The sequence below is a fragment of the Actinomycetes bacterium genome (assembly GCA_036000965.1).
Classification (GTDB): Bacteria; Actinomycetota; CALGFH01; order CALGFH01; family CALGFH01; genus DASYUT01.
The window spans coordinates 1-22,066 of the sequence record DASYUT010000066.1 but is presented as its reverse complement, the minus strand read 5'-3'; the positions used below and the strand labels follow the sequence as shown (position 1 = coordinate 22,066).

Sequence of the window (22,066 nt, the reverse complement as noted above, 5' to 3'; positions counted from 1 at the left end):
TCCCGCCAACCTTCTCCGCTTCTGTGGTCTCGCCCTGCTGTGGGGATCGAACTTCCTGTTCATCAAGGTCGCCCTGGACGGGCTGAGCCCCGCCCAGATCGTGCTCGGTCGGATGGTGCTCGGGGCGGCGGTGCTGGTCGCCGTCGTGGCCGTGCGCCGGGAGCCGCTGCCCCGGCAGGCGGGCATGTGGGCGCACCTGGCGTTCATGGCGGTGCTGGCCAACCTCATCCCCTACTTCCTGTTCGGCTACGGCGAGCAGCGGATCACGTCCAGCCTGGCCGGGGTCCTGAACGCCACCACGCCGCTGTTCACCCTCGTCGTCGCCGCGGCGTCGGGGACCGGCGAGCGGCTCACCGCCACCCGGGCCGCCGGGCTCGTGCTCGGCTTCGGCGGGGTGCTGGTGCTGGTGGCGCCGTGGCGGGCTGGCAGCCTGGGCGGCGAGCTGCCCGGGCAGCTCGCCTGCCTCGCCGCGGCCGTCTGCTACGCCGTCTCGTTCGTGTGGACGCGCCGGTTCCTGACCGGACGCGGCTACCCGCCCCGGGTGCTGGCCGCCGCCCAGCTCGGCGCGAGCGTCGTGCTTCTCGGCCTGGTCTCGCCGCTCATCGCGCGCGACCCCGTGTCGCTCAGCCCGGTAGTGACCGCGAGCATGCTCGCGCTCGGCGTGCTCGGCACGAGCGGCGCCTACCTGCTGTACTACCGCCTGATCGCCGACGAGGGCGCCACCACCACCTCGACCGTGCTGTACTTTCTGCCGGTGGTGGCGCTCGTCCTCGGCGTGCTCCTGCTCGACGAGCCGGTCGGGTGGAACCTGTTCGTTGGCACCGCGGTCGTCCTTACCGGCGTCGCCCTCTCCGAGGGCCGCCTGGGCCGTCCCACCCGCCACGCGACCACCACGGTCGCCGCCCAGACGGCTGCCCTCCCCGACGCAGCCGCAGCGCGGTGTCAGAGGCCGGGGTGAGTCGCTAGAGGCGGACGCGCTCGGCCATGCGGGGGTGGTCGAAGATCATCGTCTCCTGCACGACGAGCTTGCGACCCTTCCCCGCCTCCCGGGCACGCCGGTACATCGCTGGCGCGATCGCGACGTCGACGAATCGGTCCCGGTCCGAGGGCGAGTCGGTGTAGGTCGAGGAGGTACATCGCGAGCGCGATCGCGACGTCGACGAATCGGGTAGCCTTGGTGGTTGCCGCCGTCACACCGGCGTGGCGGTGGCATGCACACCTGGAGGACACCACGTTGAGTGAGCTGCCTGTCGTCGTGGCCCTGGGCGGGAACGCCATCTCTCCCCCGGGGGGCCGCAACCCGATCCCAGCCCAGTTCGAGCGCACCCGGGAGACCGCTTACCACCTCGTCCACCTGACCGAGCGCCCGCTGGTGGTGACCCACGGCAACGGCCCGCAGGTCGGCAACGTGCTCCTGCGCAGCGACCTGGCCGCCCACGTGCTGCCCCGCCTGCCGCTCGACGTCTGCGTGGCCGACACCCAGGGCGGCATGGGCTACATGATCCAGCAGTGCCTGGACAACGCCTTCTGCGAGGCCGGGGTGCGCCGGCCGACGGTCACCGTGGCGACCCGGACGGTCGTGGAGTTCGACGACCCGGCCTTCCAGCACCCCTCCAAGCCGATCGGGAACTTCTACGGCGAGGCCGAGGCACGCCAGCACATGGCGGCTGACGGCTGGGTGATGCGGGAGGACGCCGGCCGGGGCTGGCGCCGGGTCGTGCCCTCCCCCGACCCCAAGGAGATCGTGGAGGAGCGGGCCATCCGCACCCTGCTCGCCACCGGCGCGATCGTGGTCGCGGTGGGCGGCGGCGGCATCCCGGTGGTCCGCCAGGCCGACGGCTCCCTGGTCGGGGTCGAGGCGGTCGTCGACAAGGACCTGGCGACCGCGCTGCTGGCCGCCAACATCGGCGCGGAGGTGCTGCTGCTGCTCACCGGGATCGACCACGTGGCGCTCGACTTCGGGCGGCCGACCCAGCGCGACCTCCACCAGGTGGGCGCGGCCGCGCTGGCCGGCCATGCCGCCCAGGGGCAGTTCGCCGCCGGCAGCATGCTGCCGAAGGTGCAGGCCGCGCTCCGCTTCCTCGAGCGAGGGGGCCGGCGGGCGGTGATCACCACCGCCGAGCTGTCCGAGAAAGCCCTGGCTGGGGACGCGGGCACCCAGATCCTGAGCTAGCGCTCCATGGTGGTTGCTACGTTGAGACTTTCTCCAACGTTCTCAGACAGCCAGCAGTCGGACCAGTATCGGCGGCGCGGTCGTCCATCCTGAGCCGTCAGGGGAAGCCGGGAACCCGCTAGGACTCCCCGCCGATGTCGACGTGGTAGGCCTCGTAGACGAGGTCGAGGCCACGCTTGCGGTGGCGGACCAGGTCGGCGAAGAGCCGGACGAGGCCGTCGCGGAACTGCTCGTCGCTGGTGACGTCGCCGTCGGGGACTTCCCGGAGCCGGGCCACCGCCGCGTCGAGGGCGCGGGCGATGGTGGCGTGCTCGCGGGTGAAGCGGTCGATCATGTTCGCCAGCCGGGGCGTGTTCTCCATGATCTCCTCGTAGAGGCCGCCCGTTCCCTCGGTGACCTCGACGTGCACCGTCCACACGGTCTTCAGGTGCTCGAGCACCGACGTGAGGCGGGATGCGCAGCCGGCCGCCTGGCCCAGCGAGGGTGCGGCGAGCGCGTCCTCGAAGTCGCCGAGCGCCCGGCGCAGGCTGAGCCGCGGACCTTTGGCAGCTTCAAGGGCGCCGGTCGATGCCTGGTAGACCTCCCCGACCTCCATACGCGACATCGCAGCTCCCTTCGCAAGCACCGTACCGACGGAAATGGCAGTCTGCGGGAAAATTGACCATTTGTCACCGTAGACTTTTGGGACTAGGAACGCGGCCGCCTCCTATCTTCGCGAACCGGTCGAGAATGTCCGTGCCGGCGAGAGGTCGCGCTGACCGACCTCATGAACGATAACGCGGTTAGTAGTGCTGTGACCACCAGGAGTGCCGGCGACGATGACGACCAGGTCGCCCGGGCTGGTGAAGTGCTCCTCCACGAGGCAGCGGTCCCCCTCGGCGATCATCGCCTCGATGTCGCCGACCCGTTCCAGGACCGGAGGAGCCTCGACGCCCCAGAACAGGGCCATGCGCCGCCTGGTGGGCTCGTACGGCGTCATCCCCACGATCTGCATGCGAGGCCGGAACCGGGAGACGTAGCGGGCGGTCGCGCCCGACTCGGTGAACGCGACCACGGCCCTCGCGCCCAGGTCGGTGGCGGCCTGCACGGCCGCCCGGCAGACGGTGGCGGCCACGTCCAGGCTGCCGCCGACCGGAGGCGGCGGGTGCAGCAGGTGCGGTGTGGCCTCGGCCTCGCGGGCGATGCGGCCCATCATCCGGACCGTCTCGACCGGGTAGGCGCCCGTCGCGGTCTCCGCTGACAGCATCACCGCGTCGGTGCCGTCGAAGATGGCGTTGGCCACGTCGCTCGCCTCGGCCCGGGTGGGGCGCGGGTTGGACACCATCGACTCGAGCATCTGGGTGGCGGTGATGACGGGCACCCCCAGCGAGTTGGCCCGCGCGATGATCTCCTTCTGCAGCGGCGGCACCTTCTCGACCGGGAGCTCCACCCCGAGGTCGCCGCGGGCGACCATGACGGCGTCGGTGGCGTCCAGGATGTCGTCGAGGTGGCCGAGGGCCTCCGGCCGCTCCAGCTTGGCCACCACCGGCACCTGCCCCCCACGCTCGGCGATCGCCTGCTTGGCCTCGAGCACGTCCTCGGGCCGGCGCACGAACGACAGCGCCAGGTAGTCGACGCCCGCCTCGACCGCGGTGGCCAGGTCGGCCCGGTCCTTGCTGGTCAGCGAGGCGGCCGACACGGCCACCCCGGGCAGGTTCACGCCCTTGCGGGAGCGGACCACCCCACCGTCGACCACCTCGCAGCGCACCTTGTCGCCCGAGACCGAGCGGACGCGCAGCGCGATGCTGCCGTCGTCGAGCAGGATGGTGTCGCCCGGCTTGACGTCGGAGGCCAGGTGCTCGTAGACGATCGGGATCTCCTTGTCCGGTGCGCGCTCGGCCCCGGACCGCAGCACGCAGTCGTCGCCGGCATCGAGCCTGATGCCCTGCTCGCCCACGACGCCGACCCGGATCTTCGGCCCTTGCAGGTCGGCCAGCACGGCCACGTTGCGTCCCCGCTCGTCCGCGATCCTGCGGACCAGCTCCATCCGGGCCAGGTGGTCGGCCCGCTCCCCGTGGGAGAAGTTGAGCCGGACCACGTCCAGCCCGGAGTCGATCATGGCGCCGAGCACGGCGGCGTCGCTGGAGGCAGGCCCCAGGGTGGCGATGACCTTGGTCTTCTCGTTGCCCACGCGCGCGTCCTTCCTCGCCGCCCGCGGGGCGGGCTGAGCAGGGGAGCTTACCAGCGCAGCGCGCCCGTGAAACCGCCGGCTCCCATCCGACACCTAATTGTTCAGCATTGTTCAGCCTCAGCCAGCAGCCGCCCCCCCGCGTCGGCGGCGCGGGCCACACGCGGGCTCAGCGGCGCGGGCCGCACGCAGCTCAGATGCGGGCCGCACGCAGCTCAGATGCGGGCCGAGAAGGTGTCGCACCGCTGCATGTCGCCGGTCTGGTAGCCCACGGTGAACCAGCGCTGCCGCTGCTCCGACGAGCCATGCGTCCAGGACTCGGGGTCCACCCGGCCCTGGGCCCGCCGCTGGATGCTGTCGTCGCCCACGGCCGCGGCGGCGTCCAGCCCCTGGGCGATGTCGGCCTCGGTCAGCGGCTTCACCAGCGGGTCGCCGCTCGGTCCGGGGTGCTCGTCGGCGTGGTTGGCCCACACCCCGGCGTAGCAGTCGGCCTGCAGCTCGAGCCGGACCGAGCCGCTCTGGGCGCCTTGGCGGTCGTTGCCCACCCGCTGCATGGTGCCGAGCAGGTTCTGCACGTGGTGGCCGTACTCGTGGGCGAGCACGTAGGCCTGGGCGAACGGCCCGCCCTTGGCCCCGAATCTGGAGCTGAGCTGGTCGAAGAAGGTCAGGTCCAGGTAGACCGTCTGGTCCGACGGGCAGTAGAAGGGGCCGACCTCGGAGGAGGCGACGCCGCAGCCGCTCTGGACCCCCTGGGAGAACAGCCGGGTCTTGGCGGTCTGGTAGCTGCCGCCCCGCCGCGCGAACTCGTCCTTCCACCAGCCCTGCACGCTGTTGACGACCGCGACGATGCGGCAGTCCTCCTTGGTGTTGGCGTCCGCGCCGGTCCTGCACTCGGTCTGGAGGCGGGTGTTGTCGCCTTGTACCTGGTCGATGCCTGGGAACCCGGCGCCGGCCCCGGGATCTCCCCCGCCGTTGAGCAGCCCGAACAGCAGCGCGACGATCAGGCCGAGGACGCCCACACCGCCGCCGATCGCCACCCTCCCACCGGGAAAGCCCGACCCCCGGGCGTCGTCGACCTGCGAGGTGTCGAGCTGGGTGTCCTCGTCAAAGCGCATGGGGCGAACCTTTCTGGGCGCTCGGCCGTCTCGCCGGGCCGACCGCTTGTTCGCCTATCCGGATCGGGGCAAGCGCAAACGTGATGGATCGGGCAGCGGCCCGCCCGGACCCGGTCAGACGGGGCGCCCGCCTCGTAACGCCTTGCCCAGCACCCGACCCATGGCCCGCCCCGACCTCGTCAGACGGGGGCGCCCGCCTCGTACGCCTGGCCCACCGCCTTTGGGGGCCGCACGCGCCGGAAGAACAGGGCGAGCACGACCAGGGTCACGATGTAGGGCAGGCTCTGGATGAAGGCGTTGTTGATCCAGCTCACCCGCAGGTACACCGTGAGCGCCTCGGTCCAGCCGAACAGCAGCGAGGCCAGCGCCGAGCCGACCACCGTCCAGTTGCCGAGGATGAGCGCGGCCAGCGCGATGAACCCGCGGCCCTGGTTCATCCCCTCGTTGTACTGGCCCACCAGCTCAACCGAGAGGTAGGCGCCGGCCAGGCCGGCGAACGCGCCCGAGATGAGCACGCCGGCGTAGCGCATCGCGATCACCCGGACGCCGAGGCTCTCGGCCGCCCGCGGGTTCTCGCCTGACGAGCGCAACCGCAGCCCGAACACGGTCCGGCTCATGACGTACCAGGCCGCCACCCCGAGCAGCAGGGTGAGCGGGACCATGGGCGACATCTCGCCCAGCCCGGGCACGTCGATCCTGGGGAGCTGGCGCACCGCCGGGGACTGGGTGCCCTGCCCGTAGGAGACGATCGAGAGGAACCGGGGAATGCCCAGGGCGAGGACGTTGATGGCCACGCCGGACACGATGTGGTCGACCCGGAAGGTGACCGTGGCGACCGCGTGGACCAGCGCGACCAGCGTCCCGGCCAGCACGGCGATGAGCAGGCCGGCCAGCGGCCCGAAGCGCAGCGCCCCCCAGGCGCCGAACCAGGTCCCGAAGATCATCATCCCGTCGATGCCGATGTTGACCACCCCGGAGCGCTCGTTGAACAGGGCACCGAGGGTGGCGAGGAACAGGGGCACGAACGCGCGGATGGCCGCGGCGATGGTGGCGACCCCGATCAACTGGGTCACGATCTCAGGCACGCTCGTGGGTCTCCCTGAGCTGGCGGCGGGCGAGGTAGCGGCGCACGAGCTCGTAGGCGATGACGATGGTGAGGATGATGACGCCCTGGAGGATGAAGGTGACCTCCTTGGGCACGTCGGTGTTGAGCCCGATACCCGAGCTGGCCCGGTCGAGGTAGGCGAACAGCAGCGCGGCGGCAACGATGCCGAGTCCGGAGTTGCGGCCCATCAGCGCGATCGCGATGGCGGTGAACCCGTACCCGCGGACGTAGTCGAGCTTCATGAAGTGGTCGATGCCGAGCACGTCCTGGAGGCCGGCCAGGCCGGCGACCGCGCCCGACAGCAGCATCGCCTTCATGAACATCGCGTTGGTGCGGATGCCGGACGGCTCCGCCGCCCGCGGGTTGGTGCCGATCACCCGCAGCTCGAAGCCGAACCGGGTGCGCCGCACGGTCAGCGAGTAGATCACCGCGGCAACCAGCGCCAGCAGGAAGAACCAGGTCAAGGGGGCCGAGCGCCGGAAGGAGAAGCCGATCGAGTTGAAGAAGCCGACCATGCTGCCCACCTGCGCGCTGGGGTCGACCGGAGCGGTGCGCTGCTGGGCGATCGAGCCGACCTGGTTCGGGTCCTTCAGCGGGCCCGACAGCAGGTACAGCAGCACGCCGTTGGCCAGGTAGTTCATCATGATCGTGGAGATGACCTCGTGCGCCCCCCGGTAGACCTTGAGCAGCGCGGGGATGAGCGCCCAGGCCAGGCCCCCGGCCATGCCGGCCAGGATGGTGAGGGGCAGGTGGACCGCTGTCGGGCCCGAGAGCTTCGACCCCACAACCGCCGCGGTGAGCGCACCGATCGCGTACTGGCCCTCGACCCCGATGTTGAACAGCCCGGCTTTGAACCCGATGGCGACGGCCAGGCCGGCGAAGATGAACGGGGTGGCCCGGCCGAAAATGAACGCCAGCGAGCTCGGGTTGAGCAGGCCGTAGTTCCACATGGCGCCGGCCACGTCGACCACGTCGCTCCAGCTCCGCTGGACTACCAGGACGACCAGGACCCCGAGGACGGCCGCGAGCACCAGGGAGGCGAACGGCGCCAGCAGCTGGAAGCCGAAGCGGCGGGCCTGCTCGGCCCAGTCGACCTTGGGGGGCGGCGTCTCGGCGGGCGGCTGGGGCGCGGGCGGACGCTCCTCGACCTTCATGCGACCAACCTCATTCGACCAGCCTCGTGCGACCAGCCTCGTGCGACCAGCCTCATGCGATCACCCTCATGCGATCACCCTCATGCGATCACCCTCGTGCGACCAGCCTCATGCGACCACCCTCGTGCGACCAGCCTCATGCGATCACCCCGCCGCAGGCGCTGCCGCAGGCGCTGCCGCAGGCGCTGCCGCATGTACGGCCGCGGGCGTTCCGGCTCATGCCGCCGGCTCCCGGTCGGAGCGGGCCCCGGTCATGTACAGGCCGAGCTCGTTCATGGTCGCCGCCGACCCGTCCAGCTCGGTGGCGATGCGGCCGTCGTAGATGACGCCGACCCGGTCCGACAGGGCCAGGATCTCCTCGAGGTCGGCCGAGATCAGCAGCACGGCCATGCCGGCGTCGCGGCCGGCGACCAGCTCCTGCCACACGAACTCGGTGGCGCCGATGTCCAGCCCGCGGGTGGGGTAGGCGGCGATCAGCAGTTTCGGCTCGGCGGCGAACTCGCGGGCGAGCACGAGCTTCTGCTGGTTGCCGCCGGAAAGGGCGTAGCCGGGCGCGCTCACGCTGGGGGCCTTGACCCGGAAGTCGCGGATCAGCTCGGCGGCCCGCGCCCGCATCGCCCTGGGGTCGAGGATGCCCAGGCGCGAGAAGGGCCGGCGCTCGTGCTGGCCGAGCACGCCGTTCTCCCACAGGGTCATGGGCAGGACCATGCCACGGGCGTGACGGTCCTCCGGGATGTAGGCCAGGCCCTGCTGGCGCCGCTCCCGGACGCTGGCGTAGGTGATCTCCTCGTCGTTGAGGTAGATCCGGCCGCCGTCGGGCTGGCGCAGCCCGACCAGCGCCTCGACCAGCTCGGCCTGGCCGTTGCCCTCGACGCCGGCCAGGCCGTAGATCTCCGACCGGCGCACGTCGAGGTCGATGCCGGCGACCTGCTCCCTGCCCCGGACCAGGACCCGCAGGTCCTTGACCTGCAGCACGGGGTCGCCGGGGACGGCCTGTCCATGCACCCGCTCGAGCAGGACCGGGCGGCCGACCATCATCTCGGCCACCTCCTCCTCGGTGGTGCCGGCCGCGTCGACGGTGCCGATGGCCTTGCCGTCCCGGAGTACGGTGATGCGGTCGGCGATGGCGAGCACCTCGTCCAGGGAGTGGGCGATGAAGATGATCGTCTTCCCCTGCTCCTTGAGCGAGCGCATGCTCTGGAACAGCTCCTCGACCTCCTGGGGGACGAGCACGGCGGTCGGCTCGTCGAGGATGAGGATGTCGGCGCCCCGGTAGAGCAGCTTCAGGATCTCCACCCGCTGCTGCTGGCCGACGGCCAGCGTCTCCACCCGGTCGCCCGGGTCGAGCTTGGTGCCGAACCCGCGGGCCAGCTCGCCCACCCGGCGCTCGGCCTCGTCGAGGTCGAGCCGACCGCCCGTGCCGGGCTCGGCCCCGAGCACCACGTTCTCGGCCACCGTGAAGTTGTCGACCAGCATGAAGTGCTGATGGACCATGCCGATGCGCAGCGCGATGGCCTTGCGCGGCGAGTCGATCTGCTCGAGCTGCCCTCGCACCAGGATCTCGCCCTCGTCGGGCTGCTCGAGCCCGTAGAGCATCTTCATGAGGGTCGACTTGCCCGCCCCGTTCTCGCCGACCAGGGCGTGCACCTCGCCCTCACGGACCGCGAGGTCGACGTGGTCGTTGGCCACCACGCCGGCGTAGCGCCGGGTGATGCCCCGGCACTCGATCGCGAGCGGCGCCTCCGGGCCCGGGGAGCGCTCGCCGCCCCCCGGGCCAACCACCTCTTCGGCCACGGCCAGCTCTCTTTCGACCGGCTGGGGAACTCCCGCTCCCCAGCCTCCGTGCCCCGGTCGGCTCCCCGGTCAGGCCGTCGGCTTCTCGGGGACCTTGATCTCGCCGCTGATGATCTTCTGCTTGAGCTGGTCGAGCGTGGTCGGGATGTCGCCCAGCAGGTCCTTGTTGAACTCGTTCTGGGCGTAGTCGATCCCGCCCTCCTTGAGCCCGAAGGTCTCGAAGCCGCCCTTGAGCGTACCGGCCACGTACTTGTCGATCGTCTGGGAGACCGCGGTGTCGACCCGCTTGAGCATGGAGGTGAGGATCCACTTCTGCTCCGCGGGGCTGGCGGTCAGGCTCTGGTCGGAGTCGACCCCGATCGCGTACTTCTTGGCCGCGGCTGCCGCCGCGATGACCCCGGCCCCGGTGCCGCCGGACGCGTGGTAGATGACGTCGGCGCCCTCGCGGATCTGCTTGGTGGCCAGCTCCCTGCCCTTGGCCGGGTTGCGGAACGCGTCCGCGGTGGTGCCGGCGTAGTCGGACACCACCTTCACCTTCTTGTTCTGCGTCTTGTTGATGTACTCGACGCCCGCCTTGTAGCCGGCTTCGAACTTCTTGATGAGGTCGCCCTCGAGGCCGCCGACGAACCCGACCGTGTTGCTCTTGGTCTTCAGGGCGGCGGCCGCGCCGACCAGGAACGAGCCTTCGTGCTCCTTGAACCCGATGCAGATCAGGTTCTTGTTCTCGGTGCAGAGCGGGTCGAAGCCGTCGATGACCGCGTAGGTCACGTCGGTGTTCTCCTTGGCCGACTTGGCGATGTCCTCGGAGAACAGGAAGCCGACGCCGAAGATCAGCCCGTAGCCCTCGGAGGCGAGGCCGTCGAGCAGCTCCTTGCGGTTGGAGCCGTCGGGGTTGGGCTCCACCACCTTGAGGTCGAGCTTGTCGCCGAGCTTCTGCTTGGCCTCGGTGGCGCCCCGGTCGGCCGAGTCGTTGAACGACTTGTCGCCCTTGCCGCCGATGTCGAAGACGACCCCCACCTTCTTGGCCGCGGCCGTCGCACTCGTTCCGCCGCTCGAGCCGCCCTCGTCCCCCCCGCCACAGGCGGCTGCCAGCAGCGCGACCGCCACGACGAGGGCGCCCAGCCGCGCACCCCGAACCCACCGCATGCGTTGCTCCTCTCGGTACTCCAGGGCGTCACGCCCAGGCCGCCACCCACCGTGGCGAGAGGTCCCATTTTGCCGCCGTGGACCGGCGGCGGTCTGGAAGCTCGCCGTATTCATTCATACCAGTTCAGAATGCGTCCACCACCGTGCCGTCTCAAGTCCCGGCCGCACGGTTGGACAACGGTACGGTGCCAGGGCAGGGGGCGCACCTGCGTACAATTCGCGGCATGCGACGGATCCTGCTCGGCCTGCTGATGGTCGTGCTCGCCTACTTCGCGGTGACCACGTTCCTGGTCGCCTCGTGGATGGGCAAGGACGAGCGCCCCCAGGCGGACGCCATCGTGGTCCTCGGGGCGGCCCAGTACGACGGCCGCCCGTCGGCCATCTACCGGGCCCGCCTCGAGCACGCCGTCGACCTGTGGAACGCGCGTGCCGCCCCGCTGCTGGTGTTCACCGGCGGCAAGGAGCCGGGGGACCGGTTCACCGAGGGCGGCTCGGGCGCGCGCTGGGCGGTCGGCAAGGGAGTCCCGGCAGCGGCCACGCTGGTCGAGGAGTCGAGCCGGACGACCTACGGGAACCTGGCCGGCGCCAAGCGCGCCCTCGAGGCCAGAGGCCCGAAGGACCGCCGCCTGCGCATCATCATCGTGTCCGACCCGTTCCACATGTTCCGCGCCGTGAAGCAGGCCAACGACCTGGGGCTCGACGCCCACCCCTCCCCCACCCGTACGAGCCCCCTGTCCGCCAGCAAGCTCAAGCTGACCGAGTCGGTTCTGCGCGAGGACCTCGCCATCGGCGGCTACGTCATCGCCGGGAGCGGCTAGCGAGCCCGCCAGGAGGACCCATTGGCCCTGACCGTCGTCGACCATCCTCTGGCCAGGACGATGCTGACCGCGCTGCGGGACGCCGCCACGTCGCCACCCCTGTTCCGGCTGCTCGCCAAGCGGCTCGCGCTCACGCTGGTGGTGGAGGCGACCCGCACGGTGCCCACCGAGGCCCGCCGGGTCACCACCCCGCTGGCTGAAGCCGACGGCAGCCGCATCGCCGCGCCGCTGGTGGCCGTGCCCATCCTGCGCGCCGGGCTGGGGATGCTGGAAGCCGTCACCGAGCTGTTCCCGGAGGTGGCCGTGGGCTACATCGGGCTCGAGCGGGACCACGCGACCTTCCAGCCGTCGGCGTACTACTCCAAGCTCCCCCCGCTCGAGGGGGCCTGGGTGCTGCTGCTCGACCCGATGCTGGCGACCGGCGGCTCGGCGTCGGCCGCCTGCGCCAGGCTGTTCGCAGCCGACCCGGCCCGGGTCACCCTGCTCAGCGTGGTGGCCGCACCGGAGGGCATCGACCGGCTGGCCGCCGAGCACCCCCGCCTCGACATCGTCACCGCGGCGGTCGACGAGCGCCTGAACGACGCAGCGTACATCGTCCCGGGCCTCGGCGACTTCGGCGACCGGCTGTACGGGACCTGAGATCGGCCAAGGCGTCCTGATCAACCCGGTAGTCCTCGGTCGATGTGGGAGGAGCTCGCTCTGGCGTGGCGTGCCCTGACCACAGCCCTCGTTCGATGTGGGGGGAGCTCGCTCCCCCCACGGCCCCCCAAGAGCGCCTGTGCATGGTGCCGGGGGCGCCGCGGGTGCACCAGGACACGCTCCCCCCACGGCCCCCCAACAGCGCCTGCGCCATGGTCAAGCGGATCCCGCCGCCGCCACGGCCCCCCAAGAGCGCCGGTGTCATCGTGCCGGGGCGCCGCGGGTGCACCAGGACACGCTCCCCCCACGGCCCCCAAGAGCGCTTGTGCCATGGTCCGGCGGATCCCGGGCCCTCGGCGACCCGCCGCATTCGATAACAAAGGGAACACGGCAGGGGCGAAATCTGAGACAAGGAGCCTAACCATACGCTTCAATCTCTCGAAGCTTACGAATTAGACAAGGAGCGCAAGCTTGACCCGAGAGAGCCGGTCCGGCTCGGTCGCTCGCACCGTCCCCGACCAGGGGCTGCTCGCCGCCTTCAGGGTCCTGGCCGCGGGGGAGGACCCGGGCACTGCCGGCCCGACTCTGCTCGAGCGCGCCTGCGCCGCCCTGGAGGCCGAGGAAGGCGCCATCCTGCTCGCCGGACCGGACACCCACCACCCGGGACCGCCGTTCGCGCCCGGCCAGCACCACGGCAGCCCGAGTCCGGACACCCACCATCCGGGACCGCCGTTCGCGCCCGGCCAGCACCACGGCAGCACCGGTCCGGGCGGCCGGATCGGAACGCGCGAGTGCGACCCACTTCGCTGGGCCGGCGCGCTGGCCGCCGGCCACCCGGTGGCGGCCGGGGGACCGGCGCCCGAGCTCTGGTGCCCGATGGTCGTGGAGGGACGGCCGGTGGGTGTCCTGGCCGTGCGCCGGGACCGCCCGGCGCCCTTCACGCCCGCCGACCATGCCGCCATCGAGATCCTCGCGATCGGCGCGGCCGTGGCCGCCGACCGGCTGCGGTTCCTGCGGCTCTGGTCTGACAAGCTCGACCAGGCCGACGCGGTCCACTCCCAGCTCCTCCGCTACGCAGACGACCTGCGCACGACCTGGGCGGCCGAGCGCCGGCAGGCCGAGGACCTGCGCGAGGCCCTGGCTGCGGTCGAGCACGCCTACTCGGCCACGGTGCGCGCGCTCGCCACCGCGGTCGAGGCCAAGGACGCCTACACCGGCGGCCACCTCACCCGGGTGACCGCGTACGGGGTGCAGGTCTGCAAGGCGATCGGGGGCAGCCTGCCGGCCACCCCCGGCCTCGAGCACGCGTTCCTGCTCCACGACCTCGGCAAGATCGGCGTGCCCGACGCGGTCCTGAACAAGGCCGGTCCGCTGACCGACGAGGAATGGGTGCTGATGCGCGAGCACCCCGCCATCGGCATGCGGATCCTCGACGGCGTTCCCCAGATGGACGTGGTCCGCGAGGTGGTCTACTGCCACCACGAGCGGTGGGACGGGGCCGGCTACCCGGAGGGGCTCAAGGGCGAGGCGATCCCCCTGGCGGCCCGCGTGTTCGCCGCGGTGGACGCGTTCGACGCCATGACCACCGACCGGCCCTACCGGCGGGCCTCGGGACTCGACGAGGCGCTCTCCCGGCTCCGGGCCGCGTCGGGGACCCAGTTCGCGCCGGACGCGGTCGACGCGATGCACCTGGTCGACCGGGAAGAGCTGCAGGCGATCCAAGCGACGGCCGTGCGAAGGCGCTAGCGGTGCGGCGGCTGCGGGTGCAGCTCACCGTGCTCCTAGCCATGCTCGGCCTGCTCGTTGCCGCCTGGGGCGCGACGATCTTCCTGGGCGCCCGCAACGCCGCCCTGCTCAACGCGTCCGAGCAGGTCGAGGTGAGCCGCTTCGACGAGCTGCGGCGCATCGCCATCGACTTCGAGATGAAGTTCGTCGACGCCGAGACCAACCAGCGCATCTTCCTGCTGACCGGCAACGCCGGGGCCCGGGCGCGGTACGCCCTGGCCAGGCGGAGGGCAGACGACCGGCTGGGCCGGGTCCGGACGCTCGCCCTGCCCTGGCCCACCCTGCTCCCCAGGATCGACCGGGTGCAGACCGCCTACGTGAAGTGGGCCAAGGCCGCCGAGGGCGAGGTCAAGGCGCGCGACCGCTTCGGGCCCGGGGCCGCCGCCGTCGTGGTGAGCCAGGGCGCCAGCCAGAACCGCTTCACCGAGCTGCGGATCCACCACACCGCGCTCGACCAGCTCCTGGCCGGGCTGCAGGTGACCGCCGCCCGCCAGCAGCACTCCACCTACCGGGACACCCAGCGGCTGGCCCTCTACGCGGCCGTCATGATCCTCGCCACCGTCACGCTCATCTTCGTCTACCTGCGCCGGGCGGTCGGCGCCCCGGCGGACGCGCTCCGCTCCGCCTCGGGCCGGCTGGCCGGCGGCGACCTGGACACGCCGGTCGAGCTGCCCGTGCCCAACGAGCTCGGCGCGGTCGCCGGCGACCTCGAGGTGATGCGGCGCCGGCTCGCCGGCCGCATGGACGCCCTCCAGCGCCTGCGCGACCTCTCCGCGAACGTGGTAGGAGCCACCAGCCTCCAGGGGCTGTGCAACGTCGCCCTGGCCGGGCTCGGGCCGGAGGTGGGCGCCGCCCGGGCCGCGCTCGCCGCCGTCGACCAGCAGGGCCGGCTCCAGCTCCGCGCCCTGGCCGGCTTCAGCGACCCCGCGGTGGCCGAGATGATCGTCAAGGCCGACGAGGAGATCCGGGCGGCGCTCCCGCTCGGCGACCTCTACGACGGACAGGTGGTCGGCTTCGCCGACGTCGACCACGTGGCCAGCAGGGCGGCCGAGCCGGTGCGGGAGCTGGTGGCCAGGATGGGGTCGCGCTCCCTCGCGCTGGTGCCGCTCGTCTCCCGGGGCTCGTTCGTCGGCCTGCTCGGGTTGTTCTGGTCCGAGCATCACCCGCTCGACCAGGAGCAGGAGGCCCTGCTCGGGCTGGCCGGCAACCAGATCGCGGGGGCGCTGGCCGCCGCGCTCCGCTACGAGGAGGCCGAGCGTGCCGCCGGGGAGGCCCGGGCGGTGTTCTACGCGATCGCCGACGGCGTGCTGCTGACCGACCCGGCCGGCCGGGTCACGGCCATGAACCGGGCCATGGAGCTGCTCAGCGGCTGGACCGAGGTGGAGGTCCAGGGCATGCCCTACGCCGACGTGCTGCCGGTCGAGGAGGAGGGCAGCATCCCCATCCGGCCCGAGGCCCGCCCGCTGGCCAGGGCCATCGCCACCGGCGAGCCCGCCAGCGACCAGGGCTACGGTGTCGACCTGGTCACCCGGGACGGCCGCAGGGTCCCGGTGGCGGTCAGCTCCGCCCCGATTCTCGACCCCACGGGCCGGGTCGTCGGTGCGGTCGACGTGGTCAGGGACGTCTCCCGCGAGCGCGAGGTCGACGAGGTCAAGACGGCCCTCATCTCCACCGTCTCCCACGAGCTGCGCACCCCGCTCACCCTCATCCACGGGTTCGCCGAGCTGCTGGTGCTGCGCGACATGCCGGTGGAGCGGCAGCGGGCCTCCGCCGAGGAGATCCTCGAGGCCTCCCGCCGGCTCGCCCGCCTCATCGACGACCTGCTCAGCGTGTCGCGCATGGAGTCCGGCCGGCTGGTCCTCGACCCGCGCCCCCTCGACCTGGCCAGCGTGGTGGAGCGGATCCTGTCGCCGTTCCGGGCCATGGCGGCCAGGCACACCATCCGGGCCGAGGTCGCGGGCGGCCTCCCGGTGGTCTGGGGCGATCCCGACAAGGTCGACCAGATATTGACCAACCTCGTTGGTAATGCGATCAAATACTCCCCCGGAGGGGGGGAGGTCGTGGTGTCGGTGGCACCGTTGCCTGAAGCGCGCGAGGCCCGCTTGCCTGAAGCGCGCGAGGCCAGGCTGCTCGGAGCGCGCGAGGCCAGGCTGCTCGGAGCGCGCGAGGCCAGGCTGCTCGGAGCGGGCGAGGCCGATCTGGTCCAGGTGAGCGTCCGCGACCAGGGAATCGGCATGAGCCCGGGCGAGATGGGGCAGCTTTTCGAGAAGTTCTACCGGGTCGACCGGGACGAGGTCCGCCGCGCAGGCGGGACCGGCCTTGGCCTGTACATCACCAAGCGGCTGGTCGAGATGCACGGAGGGAGAATCTGGGTCGAGTCCCGGCTCGGGGCGGGCTCGGTCTTCTCCTTCACCCTCCCGAGTCGCGACGACCTGGTGGGGAGGGGGAGCCGGTGAAGCTGCTGATCGCCGACGACGAGCCGTCGGTCCGGTCGCTGGTCCACGTCACCCTGGAGGGCGACGAGCACACCATCCTCGAGGCCAGCGACGGGGTCGAGGCGCTCGAGGTGGCCCGCAGCGAGCATCCCAGCCTGGTCCTGCTCGACATCATGATGCCGAGGCTGGACGGGCTCGCGGTGTGCCGGGCGATCAAGTCGGACCCGGCAACCAGTGGCACCGTGGTCGTCATGCTCACCGCGCAGGCCCAGGACCGCGACCGCGACCAGGGGCTGGCCGCCGGCGCCGACGACTACTTCACCAAGCCGTTCTCGCCGCTGGCCCTGCTCAACATGGTCGAGCGGGTCCGCAAGACCCGGCGCGGGCCGGGCCAGGCGAATCCCAGGCGCCCGTAGGCGCCCGGGCGCCGTGAGCGCCGACGGGGCCGAGCCGGGAAGGGCTTGCGCTCCTCGCCTGCCCGGCCAGAATGGTCCGAGTGGGTCATGCGGCCCGGCGGCCGATCGAGGAAGATGGCATGCCCGGTCCGTGTGGCGCCCGAGCTCCCGTCAGCCGCAACGCAATCGAGGTGGTCGTCCTTGCTGCTCGCTGGATACGTCCTGGTCCTAATCGCCCTCGTGGTCCAGCTCGCCCTCGCCGAGCTCGTCGTCCGCCGTCCGAGGACCGGGCGCCGCGCCGTCCCGTATGCCGCGATCGCCCTGGCCGCAGCGGGCACGGCGGCCGGCAGCATCCTGGAGCATGCCTCGGACGTCACCCCGGGGCTGCGCGGGCTGGTGGTGCTGTGCTTCGGGGTAGCGCTGGCCGGCGCGCTGGTGGTGGTGCGGGCGATCACCGGCCTGCTCGCGGCTGAGGAGCGCCGAGGCCGCTGACCACCGCCCGGGGCGGGCGGATCGCGTCCCAGTCCACCAGGAGCCACGACTCGTCCGCGGTCATGACCGTGCCGGCGACGTAGCCGCCCCCGAAGCGGCTCGGGAGGACCCGGGCGCCGGGTGCGAGCCGGTCGACGCGCAGCACCTCGTCGACCAGGAACCCGACCGGGCCGGGCCGGGTGGCGACCACGACGATGCGGCCCACCGGGCCGATGTCCGGCAGCCCGAGGGCGAGCCTGAGGCTGACCACCGCGACCGGCCGCTCCCCGCCCCGGAGCGCGCCCAGGCTCGACGACGGCAGCCCGGGCACGTGCGGCTGGCCGGTGCCGATGTCGACCACCTCCTGGACGGTCTCCCGGCGGCACGCGTAGCCCCGTCCTGCCAGCCGGAACAGCAGCAGCTCAGCCCCTGCCCCGGGCGCCTCAGCCAAGTGCCCGCCCCTGGTGCGGGAGGCGGCCGGCGGTCGAGATGGGCATGGAGTCTCCTCGGGGAAGCGGCCAGCAAGACGTGGACCCGTGGTACTACCTCGGCAGCCCCTGTGGTCACCTACAGTGATCAGGCTACGGCGACAAGTGATCAGGCTACGGCGACCAGTGATCAGGCTACAGCGTCCAGTGGCACGTTGCGGGCCTGGACGGGTACCCTCCGGGCGCCCGGAGTCCTCGAAGGAAGGGAGGGCAGCATGGCCGAGGTCTTCGAGTCCAGCGACATCCCCGGAGTCTGGCTGGTCGAGCTGCAGCCGGTCGACGACGCGCGGGGCCGCTTCCTGGAGACCTACCGCTCCTCCTGGCTGCCCTTTGCCGCAGCGATGGTGCAGGGCAACCGCTCGGAGTCGGCACCCAAGGTGCTGCGCGGGCTGCACTACCACCGGCGCCAGGCCGATTTCTGGTTCGTGCAGTCCGGGCGGGTGACCACCGTGCTGCTCGACACCCGGATCGGCTCGCCCACCGAAGGCAAGCACATCACCCTCCAGCAGGGCGGCGGCAAGGACGTCGCCGTCTACATCCCGGAGGGCGTCGCCCACGGCTTCTACGCCCACGACCAGGTGGTCATGACGTACCTGGTGACCAACGAGTACGACGGCAGCGACGAGCTCGGCGTGGCCTGGGACGATCCCGACCTGGGCATCGCCTGGCCCGACCAGCAGCCGAACCTGTCAGACCGGGACGGCAAGAACCCGCGCCTGGTCGACGTCCCGGCCGACCGACGCGTGCCGTACTCCGGCTGAGCAGCACGCCTCGCGTGAAGCGCGCGGAGCGGGGCCGCCTGAAGCGCGCGAGGCCGGCTCGAGCAGCAAGGCGCATGACCCTGGCGCTCGTGGGCTACACGTTTGTGACCTCACGGCGCTACCGTGGGGACACGTTAGCTTGCTGCCCCTTCAGGAGCGCGCCATGATGGAGCGTCCACGCCGCGTGCACAGCACGCGGCACCACAGCAACCAGGCGAAGTCGCCGCCGCCCGACCGGCCCCCGACACCGCCGCCGCCGCCGCCGCCGCGGTGGCGGGCGTGGCTGCCGGCCCTGGGCCTGGTGCTCACGCTCATCCTGCTCTTCCTGCCGTCACGGATGTCCCAGGGCCAGGTGCAGCAGCTGGACTACACGACGTTCAAGTCCAAGGTCGCCGCGGGCGAGGTCCAGTCGGTCGAGATCGGCTCGGACGGGCACATCGAGGGCAAGTTCAAGAACGGCACCCGCTTCCGCTCCGCCCTGCCCACTGCCCTGCGGGACGACGAGCTGACCAAGCTGCTCGACCAGAAGGGCGTCCAGGTCAAGGCGGTCGGGCCGTCGACCTCGTTCGGGTCGGTGCTGCTCAGTCTCCTGCCGCTGCTGCTGTTCGTCGCCTTCTTCATCTACCTGGGCCGCTCCACCAGGCGCCAGCTCGCCGGGCTGGGCGGCATCGGCCGCTCCCGCGGCAAGGTCTACGACATGGAGGAGAAGCCGAGCACGACCTTCGCCGACGTCGCCGGGTATGAGGGCGCCAAGCGGGAGGTCAGCGAGGTGGTCGACTTCCTGAAGAACCCCGACCGCTACCGCAGGGCCGGCGCGGTCGGCCCCAAGGGCGTGCTGATGGTCGGGCCGCCGGGGACCGGCAAGACCCTGCTCGCCCGGGCGGTGGCCGGCGAGGCGCACGTGCCGTTCATCTCGGTCACCGGCTCCAGCTTCGTGGAGATGTTCGTGGGCGTGGGCGCGGCCCGGGTCCGCGACCTGTTCGCCGAGGCCCGCAAGCGGGCGCCGTCGATCATCTTCATCGACGAGATCGACGCCATCGGCCAGCGCCGCGGCGGCCAGATCGTCTCCAACGACGAGCGCGACCAGACCCTCAACCAGATGCTTTCGGAGATGGACGGCTTCGACCCGGCGACCGGCGTGGTGCTGATCGCGGCGACCAACCGGCCCGAGGTGCTGGACCCGGCGCTGCTGCGCCCGGGCCGGTTCGACCGGCAGGTGGTGATCCCGCTGCCCACCCAGCGGGAACGCCGCGCCATCCTCGAGGTCCACGCCCACGGCAAGAAGCTCGGGCCCGACGTCGACCTGGACGTGGTCGCCCGCAGCACCCCCGGGTTCTCCGGCGCCGACCTGGCCAACCTGGTCAACGAGGCCGCCATCTTCGCGGTCCGGGCGGGCCGCGAGGTCATCAACGCGGTCGACTTCTCCGAGGCGCGCGACCGGATCCTGCTGGGCCGCCGCGACTCCTCCAACGCGCTGCTGCCCGACGAGAAGCGGGCCGTGGCGGTCCACGAGGCCGGCCACGCCATCGTCGCGGCCGTCTCCGAGCACGGCGACCCGGTCGCCAAGGTCACCATCCTGCCCGCCGGCCAGGCCCTGGGGGTGACCGAGCAGCTCCCCATCGACGAGCGCCACCTGTACACCGAGGGCTACCTGAAGGACTCGCTGGCGATCCGCATGGGCGGCCGCGCCGCCGAGCACATGGTCTTCGGGGAGGGCTCCACCGGCGCCGCCAACGACCTGGCCAGCGCGACCGACCTGGCCATCCGGATGGTGCGCGAGTTCGGCATGAGCCCGGCGCTGGGCCCGGTCGGGTTCGCCTCGGGCAGCCCGATGTACCTGGGCGGCGAGGAGGTCCGCAGCCGGCCCTACGCCGAGGCCACCCAGCGGGTCATCGACGAGGAGGTCGCCAAGCTGCTACGCCAGGCCGAGCAGCGCGCCACCGCGATGCTGAGCGAGCACCGCGACGCGTTGGACCGGCTCACCGAGCTGCTGCTGGAACGCGAAACCCTCGACGGCACCGACGTCGACGAGATCCTCGGCCGCATCCCCGGCCAACGCCAACCGGTCGGCGCCAGCGGCCACACCGCCACCGCCGTCTCCATCGGGGACACCGGGCCGGGCGGTTGCTGCCGTCCCCAGCAACGAGGAGTTGATGCACGGTGAACGGCAACGACGGCATCGCGGTGACGGAGCGCGGCCGTCGCCACCGGTCCTGGCCGACCTATGCGCTGCTCGCGCTCGGGGGCTGGCTGGTCGTCTCGCTGCTGGTGCTCTCCACCACGCGGGTCACCGCGGACATGATCAGCGCTGTCACCAGCGGCCTCGCGCTGGCCGTCCTGGCGGGCTGGGCGCGGGCAGCCCGCAACCCCATCCCACCCTTGATGATCGCCTTGTCCTTCGGACTGTGGCTGCTGCTGGCCCCCTCGGTGTAGGAGTTCAGGGACGGGGTGGACACCCCGGAGTTCGTCCCGATCACTCCCTGACGGCGGCGGGGATGAGTAGTTCAGACTGTCTGGGCGAGCGCGACGGCGGCGGCGATGTGGGACAGGTGGGTGAGCGCCTGGGGGAAGTTGCCGAGCAGCGCCCCGCTGGCCGGCTGGAACTCCTCGGCGAACAAGCCCAGGTCGTTGGCGGTCGCCGACGCCCTGGTGAAGGCGGCGCGCGCCTCGGCCGTGCGGCCCTGGCGGGCCAGGCACTCGGCCAGCCAGAAGGTGCAGGCCACAAAGGCCCCCTCGGCCCCCTCCAGGCCGTCGGGTGTCCGGTAGCGCAGCAGCAGCCCGTCGACCTCCAGGTCCTCGCGCAGCGCGTCGACGGTCCGCAGCATGCGCTGGTCGTCCCAGGCGAGGAAGCCGACGGCGGGCAGCAGCAGCAGCGCCGCGTCCAGCTCGGGCCGGTCGAACGCCTGGGTGAACACCCCCCGGCCGGGGTCGTAGCCGTGCCGCTCCACGGCGGTGCGGATGGCCGCCCGCGTCGCCGTCCAGCGCCCCACCGGCGCGGGGAAGCCGACATCGGCGGCCAGCCGCAGTCCGCGGTCCAGGGCTACCCAGCACAGCACCTTGGAGTGGACCAGATGCCGCGGCGGGCCGCGCAGCTCCCAGATGCCACGGTCGGGGGTCGTCCAGCGCTTGGCGGCCTCGTTGACCAGCTCCACCAGGAACCGCCAGGCGTCGGCGTCGGGGGAGCGGCCCTGCCGGTGCCAGGCCCAGGCCAGGTCCAGCAGCTCGCCGTAGACGTCGTGCTGGTGCTGGCGGGTGGCGGCGTTGCCGATGCGCACCGGGCGGGCGCCCCCGTAGCCGTCCAGGTCGTCAAGGGTCAGCTCGACCAGCCGCCGCTCGCCGCCCAGCCCGTACATGATCTGCAGCTCCTGGGCGCTGCCGGCGGCGCTGCGCTGCACAAAGCGGCGGAACCCGTCGGCCTCGGCGGTGTAGCCCAGCTCGGCCAGCGACCGTAGCGCGAACACCGAGTCCCGCACCCAGCTTGCCCGGTAGTCCCAGTTGCGCGACCCGCCGGGGGCCTCGGGCAGCGAGGTCGTGGCCGCGGCGGCGATCGCCCCGGTGGTCGCCTGGGTGAGGGCCTTGAGGACCGTTGCCGAGCGGATCAGTGCCGCCTGGTCCCGGCC

20 protein-coding genes are annotated in these 22,066 nt (G+C 72.1%); 11 read left to right on the top strand and 9 right to left on the bottom strand.

Annotation, left to right across the window (positions count from 1 at the left end):
• A partial coding sequence (locus VG276_05145) for a DMT family transporter (protein ID HEV8648791.1) occupies positions 1-958 on the top strand: 958 nt, incomplete at its 5' end.
• 276 nt (positions 959-1,234) lie between these two features.
• Positions 1,235-2,173, top strand: coding sequence for a carbamate kinase (arcC, locus tag VG276_05140; GenBank protein ID HEV8648790.1), 939 nt, complete (start codon positions 1,235-1,237; stop codon positions 2,171-2,173).
• Positions 2,174-2,291: 118 nt separating this feature from the next.
• On the opposite strand, the gene VG276_05135 is transcribed toward arcC, so the two are convergent.
• The 7 genes from VG276_05135 to VG276_05105 form a co-directional block, all read right to left on the bottom strand.
• Complete coding sequence (locus VG276_05135) at positions 2,292-2,777, bottom strand: hemerythrin domain-containing protein (protein ID HEV8648789.1); 486 nt, start codon at positions 2,775-2,777, stop codon at positions 2,292-2,294.
• Positions 2,778-2,879: 102 nt separating this feature from the next.
• Positions 2,880-4,343 (bottom strand): pyruvate kinase, encoded by a 1,464-nt coding sequence (gene pyk / locus VG276_05130; GenBank protein ID HEV8648788.1) that lies wholly within the window; start codon positions 4,341-4,343, stop codon positions 2,880-2,882.
• A gap of 212 nt (positions 4,344-4,555) precedes the next feature.
• Positions 4,556-5,455 carry a neutral zinc metallopeptidase gene (locus tag VG276_05125; protein HEV8648787.1) on the bottom strand — a complete coding sequence of 300 codons (900 nt, stop codon included), beginning with the start codon at positions 5,453-5,455 and terminating at the stop codon, positions 4,556-4,558.
• Positions 5,456-5,634: 179 nt separating this feature from the next.
• Complete coding sequence (locus tag VG276_05120) at positions 5,635-6,540, bottom strand: ABC transporter permease (GenBank protein ID HEV8648786.1); 906 nt, start codon at positions 6,538-6,540, stop codon at positions 5,635-5,637.
• Positions 6,533-7,714, bottom strand: coding sequence for an ABC transporter permease (locus VG276_05115; GenBank protein ID HEV8648785.1), 1,182 nt, complete (start codon positions 7,712-7,714; stop codon positions 6,533-6,535). The genes VG276_05120 and VG276_05115 overlap by 8 nt, the downstream gene beginning before the upstream one ends.
• A gap of 216 nt (positions 7,715-7,930) precedes the next feature.
• Positions 7,931-9,508 (bottom strand): ABC transporter ATP-binding protein, encoded by a 1,578-nt coding sequence (locus VG276_05110; GenBank protein ID HEV8648784.1) that lies wholly within the window; start codon positions 9,506-9,508, stop codon positions 7,931-7,933.
• Positions 9,509-9,577: 69 nt separating this feature from the next.
• Positions 9,578-10,654: a BMP family ABC transporter substrate-binding protein gene (locus tag VG276_05105; protein ID HEV8648783.1), complete on the bottom strand. Its 1,077-nt coding sequence runs from the start codon at positions 10,652-10,654 to the stop codon at positions 9,578-9,580.
• A gap of 224 nt (positions 10,655-10,878) precedes the next feature.
• On the opposite strand from VG276_05105, the gene VG276_05100 reads away from it, so the two are divergent.
• The 6 genes from VG276_05100 (at position 10,879) to VG276_05075 (ending at position 17,218) form a co-directional block, all read left to right on the top strand.
• Positions 10,879-11,472 carry a YdcF family protein gene (locus VG276_05100; GenBank protein HEV8648782.1) on the top strand — a complete coding sequence of 198 codons (594 nt, stop codon included), beginning with the start codon at positions 10,879-10,881 and terminating at the stop codon, positions 11,470-11,472.
• A gap of 21 nt (positions 11,473-11,493) precedes the next feature.
• Entirely contained in the window at positions 11,494-12,111 is a 618-nt protein-coding gene (gene upp, locus VG276_05095) for a uracil phosphoribosyltransferase (GenBank protein HEV8648781.1), read from the top strand.
• Between the two features lie 471 nt (positions 12,112-12,582).
• On the top strand, positions 12,583-13,857 hold the full coding sequence (locus VG276_05090) for an HD domain-containing phosphohydrolase (GenBank protein HEV8648780.1): 1,275 nt from the start codon (positions 12,583-12,585) through the stop codon (positions 13,855-13,857).
• 2 nt (positions 13,858-13,859) lie between these two features.
• Positions 13,860-16,352, top strand: a complete 2,493-nt coding sequence (locus VG276_05085) for an ATP-binding protein (protein ID HEV8648779.1) — start codon at positions 13,860-13,862, stop codon at positions 16,350-16,352.
• On the top strand, positions 16,349-16,747 hold the full coding sequence (locus VG276_05080; protein HEV8648778.1) for a response regulator: 399 nt from the start codon (positions 16,349-16,351) through the stop codon (positions 16,745-16,747). The genes VG276_05085 and VG276_05080 overlap by 4 nt, the downstream gene beginning before the upstream one ends.
• A 180-nt stretch (positions 16,748-16,927) precedes the next feature.
• Positions 16,928-17,218: a hypothetical protein gene (locus tag VG276_05075; GenBank protein ID HEV8648777.1), complete on the top strand. Its 291-nt coding sequence runs from the start codon at positions 16,928-16,930 to the stop codon at positions 17,216-17,218.
• Here the strand turns inward: VG276_05075 and VG276_05070 are convergent.
• Positions 17,178-17,648 carry a chemotaxis protein CheW gene (locus tag VG276_05070; GenBank protein HEV8648776.1) on the bottom strand — a complete coding sequence of 157 codons (471 nt, stop codon included), beginning with the start codon at positions 17,646-17,648 and terminating at the stop codon, positions 17,178-17,180. The genes VG276_05075 and VG276_05070 overlap by 41 nt on opposite strands.
• A gap of 252 nt (positions 17,649-17,900) precedes the next feature.
• Here VG276_05070 and VG276_05065 point away from each other — a divergent pair, with 252 nt between their 5' ends.
• The 3 genes from VG276_05065 to VG276_05055 all read left to right on the top strand — a co-directional run bounded on the left by VG276_05065 (position 17,901) and on the right by VG276_05055 (position 20,879).
• Positions 17,901-18,446, top strand: coding sequence for a dTDP-4-dehydrorhamnose 3,5-epimerase family protein (locus VG276_05065; GenBank protein HEV8648775.1), 546 nt, complete (start codon positions 17,901-17,903; stop codon positions 18,444-18,446).
• 163 nt (positions 18,447-18,609) lie between these two features.
• The gene (gene ftsH / locus VG276_05060) at positions 18,610-20,610 is read left to right on the top strand and encodes an ATP-dependent zinc metalloprotease FtsH (protein HEV8648774.1); all 2,001 of its coding nucleotides are present in this window, start codon (positions 18,610-18,612) and stop codon (positions 20,608-20,610) included.
• Positions 20,607-20,879, top strand: coding sequence for a hypothetical protein (locus VG276_05055; GenBank protein HEV8648773.1), 273 nt, complete (start codon positions 20,607-20,609; stop codon positions 20,877-20,879). The genes ftsH and VG276_05055 overlap by 4 nt, the downstream gene beginning before the upstream one ends.
• Positions 20,880-20,950: 71 nt before the next feature.
• Here VG276_05055 and VG276_05050 read toward each other — a convergent pair.
• Positions 20,951-22,066: glycoside hydrolase family 15 protein (locus VG276_05050; protein ID HEV8648772.1), on the bottom strand; the 1,116-nt coding region annotated here is incomplete at its 5' end.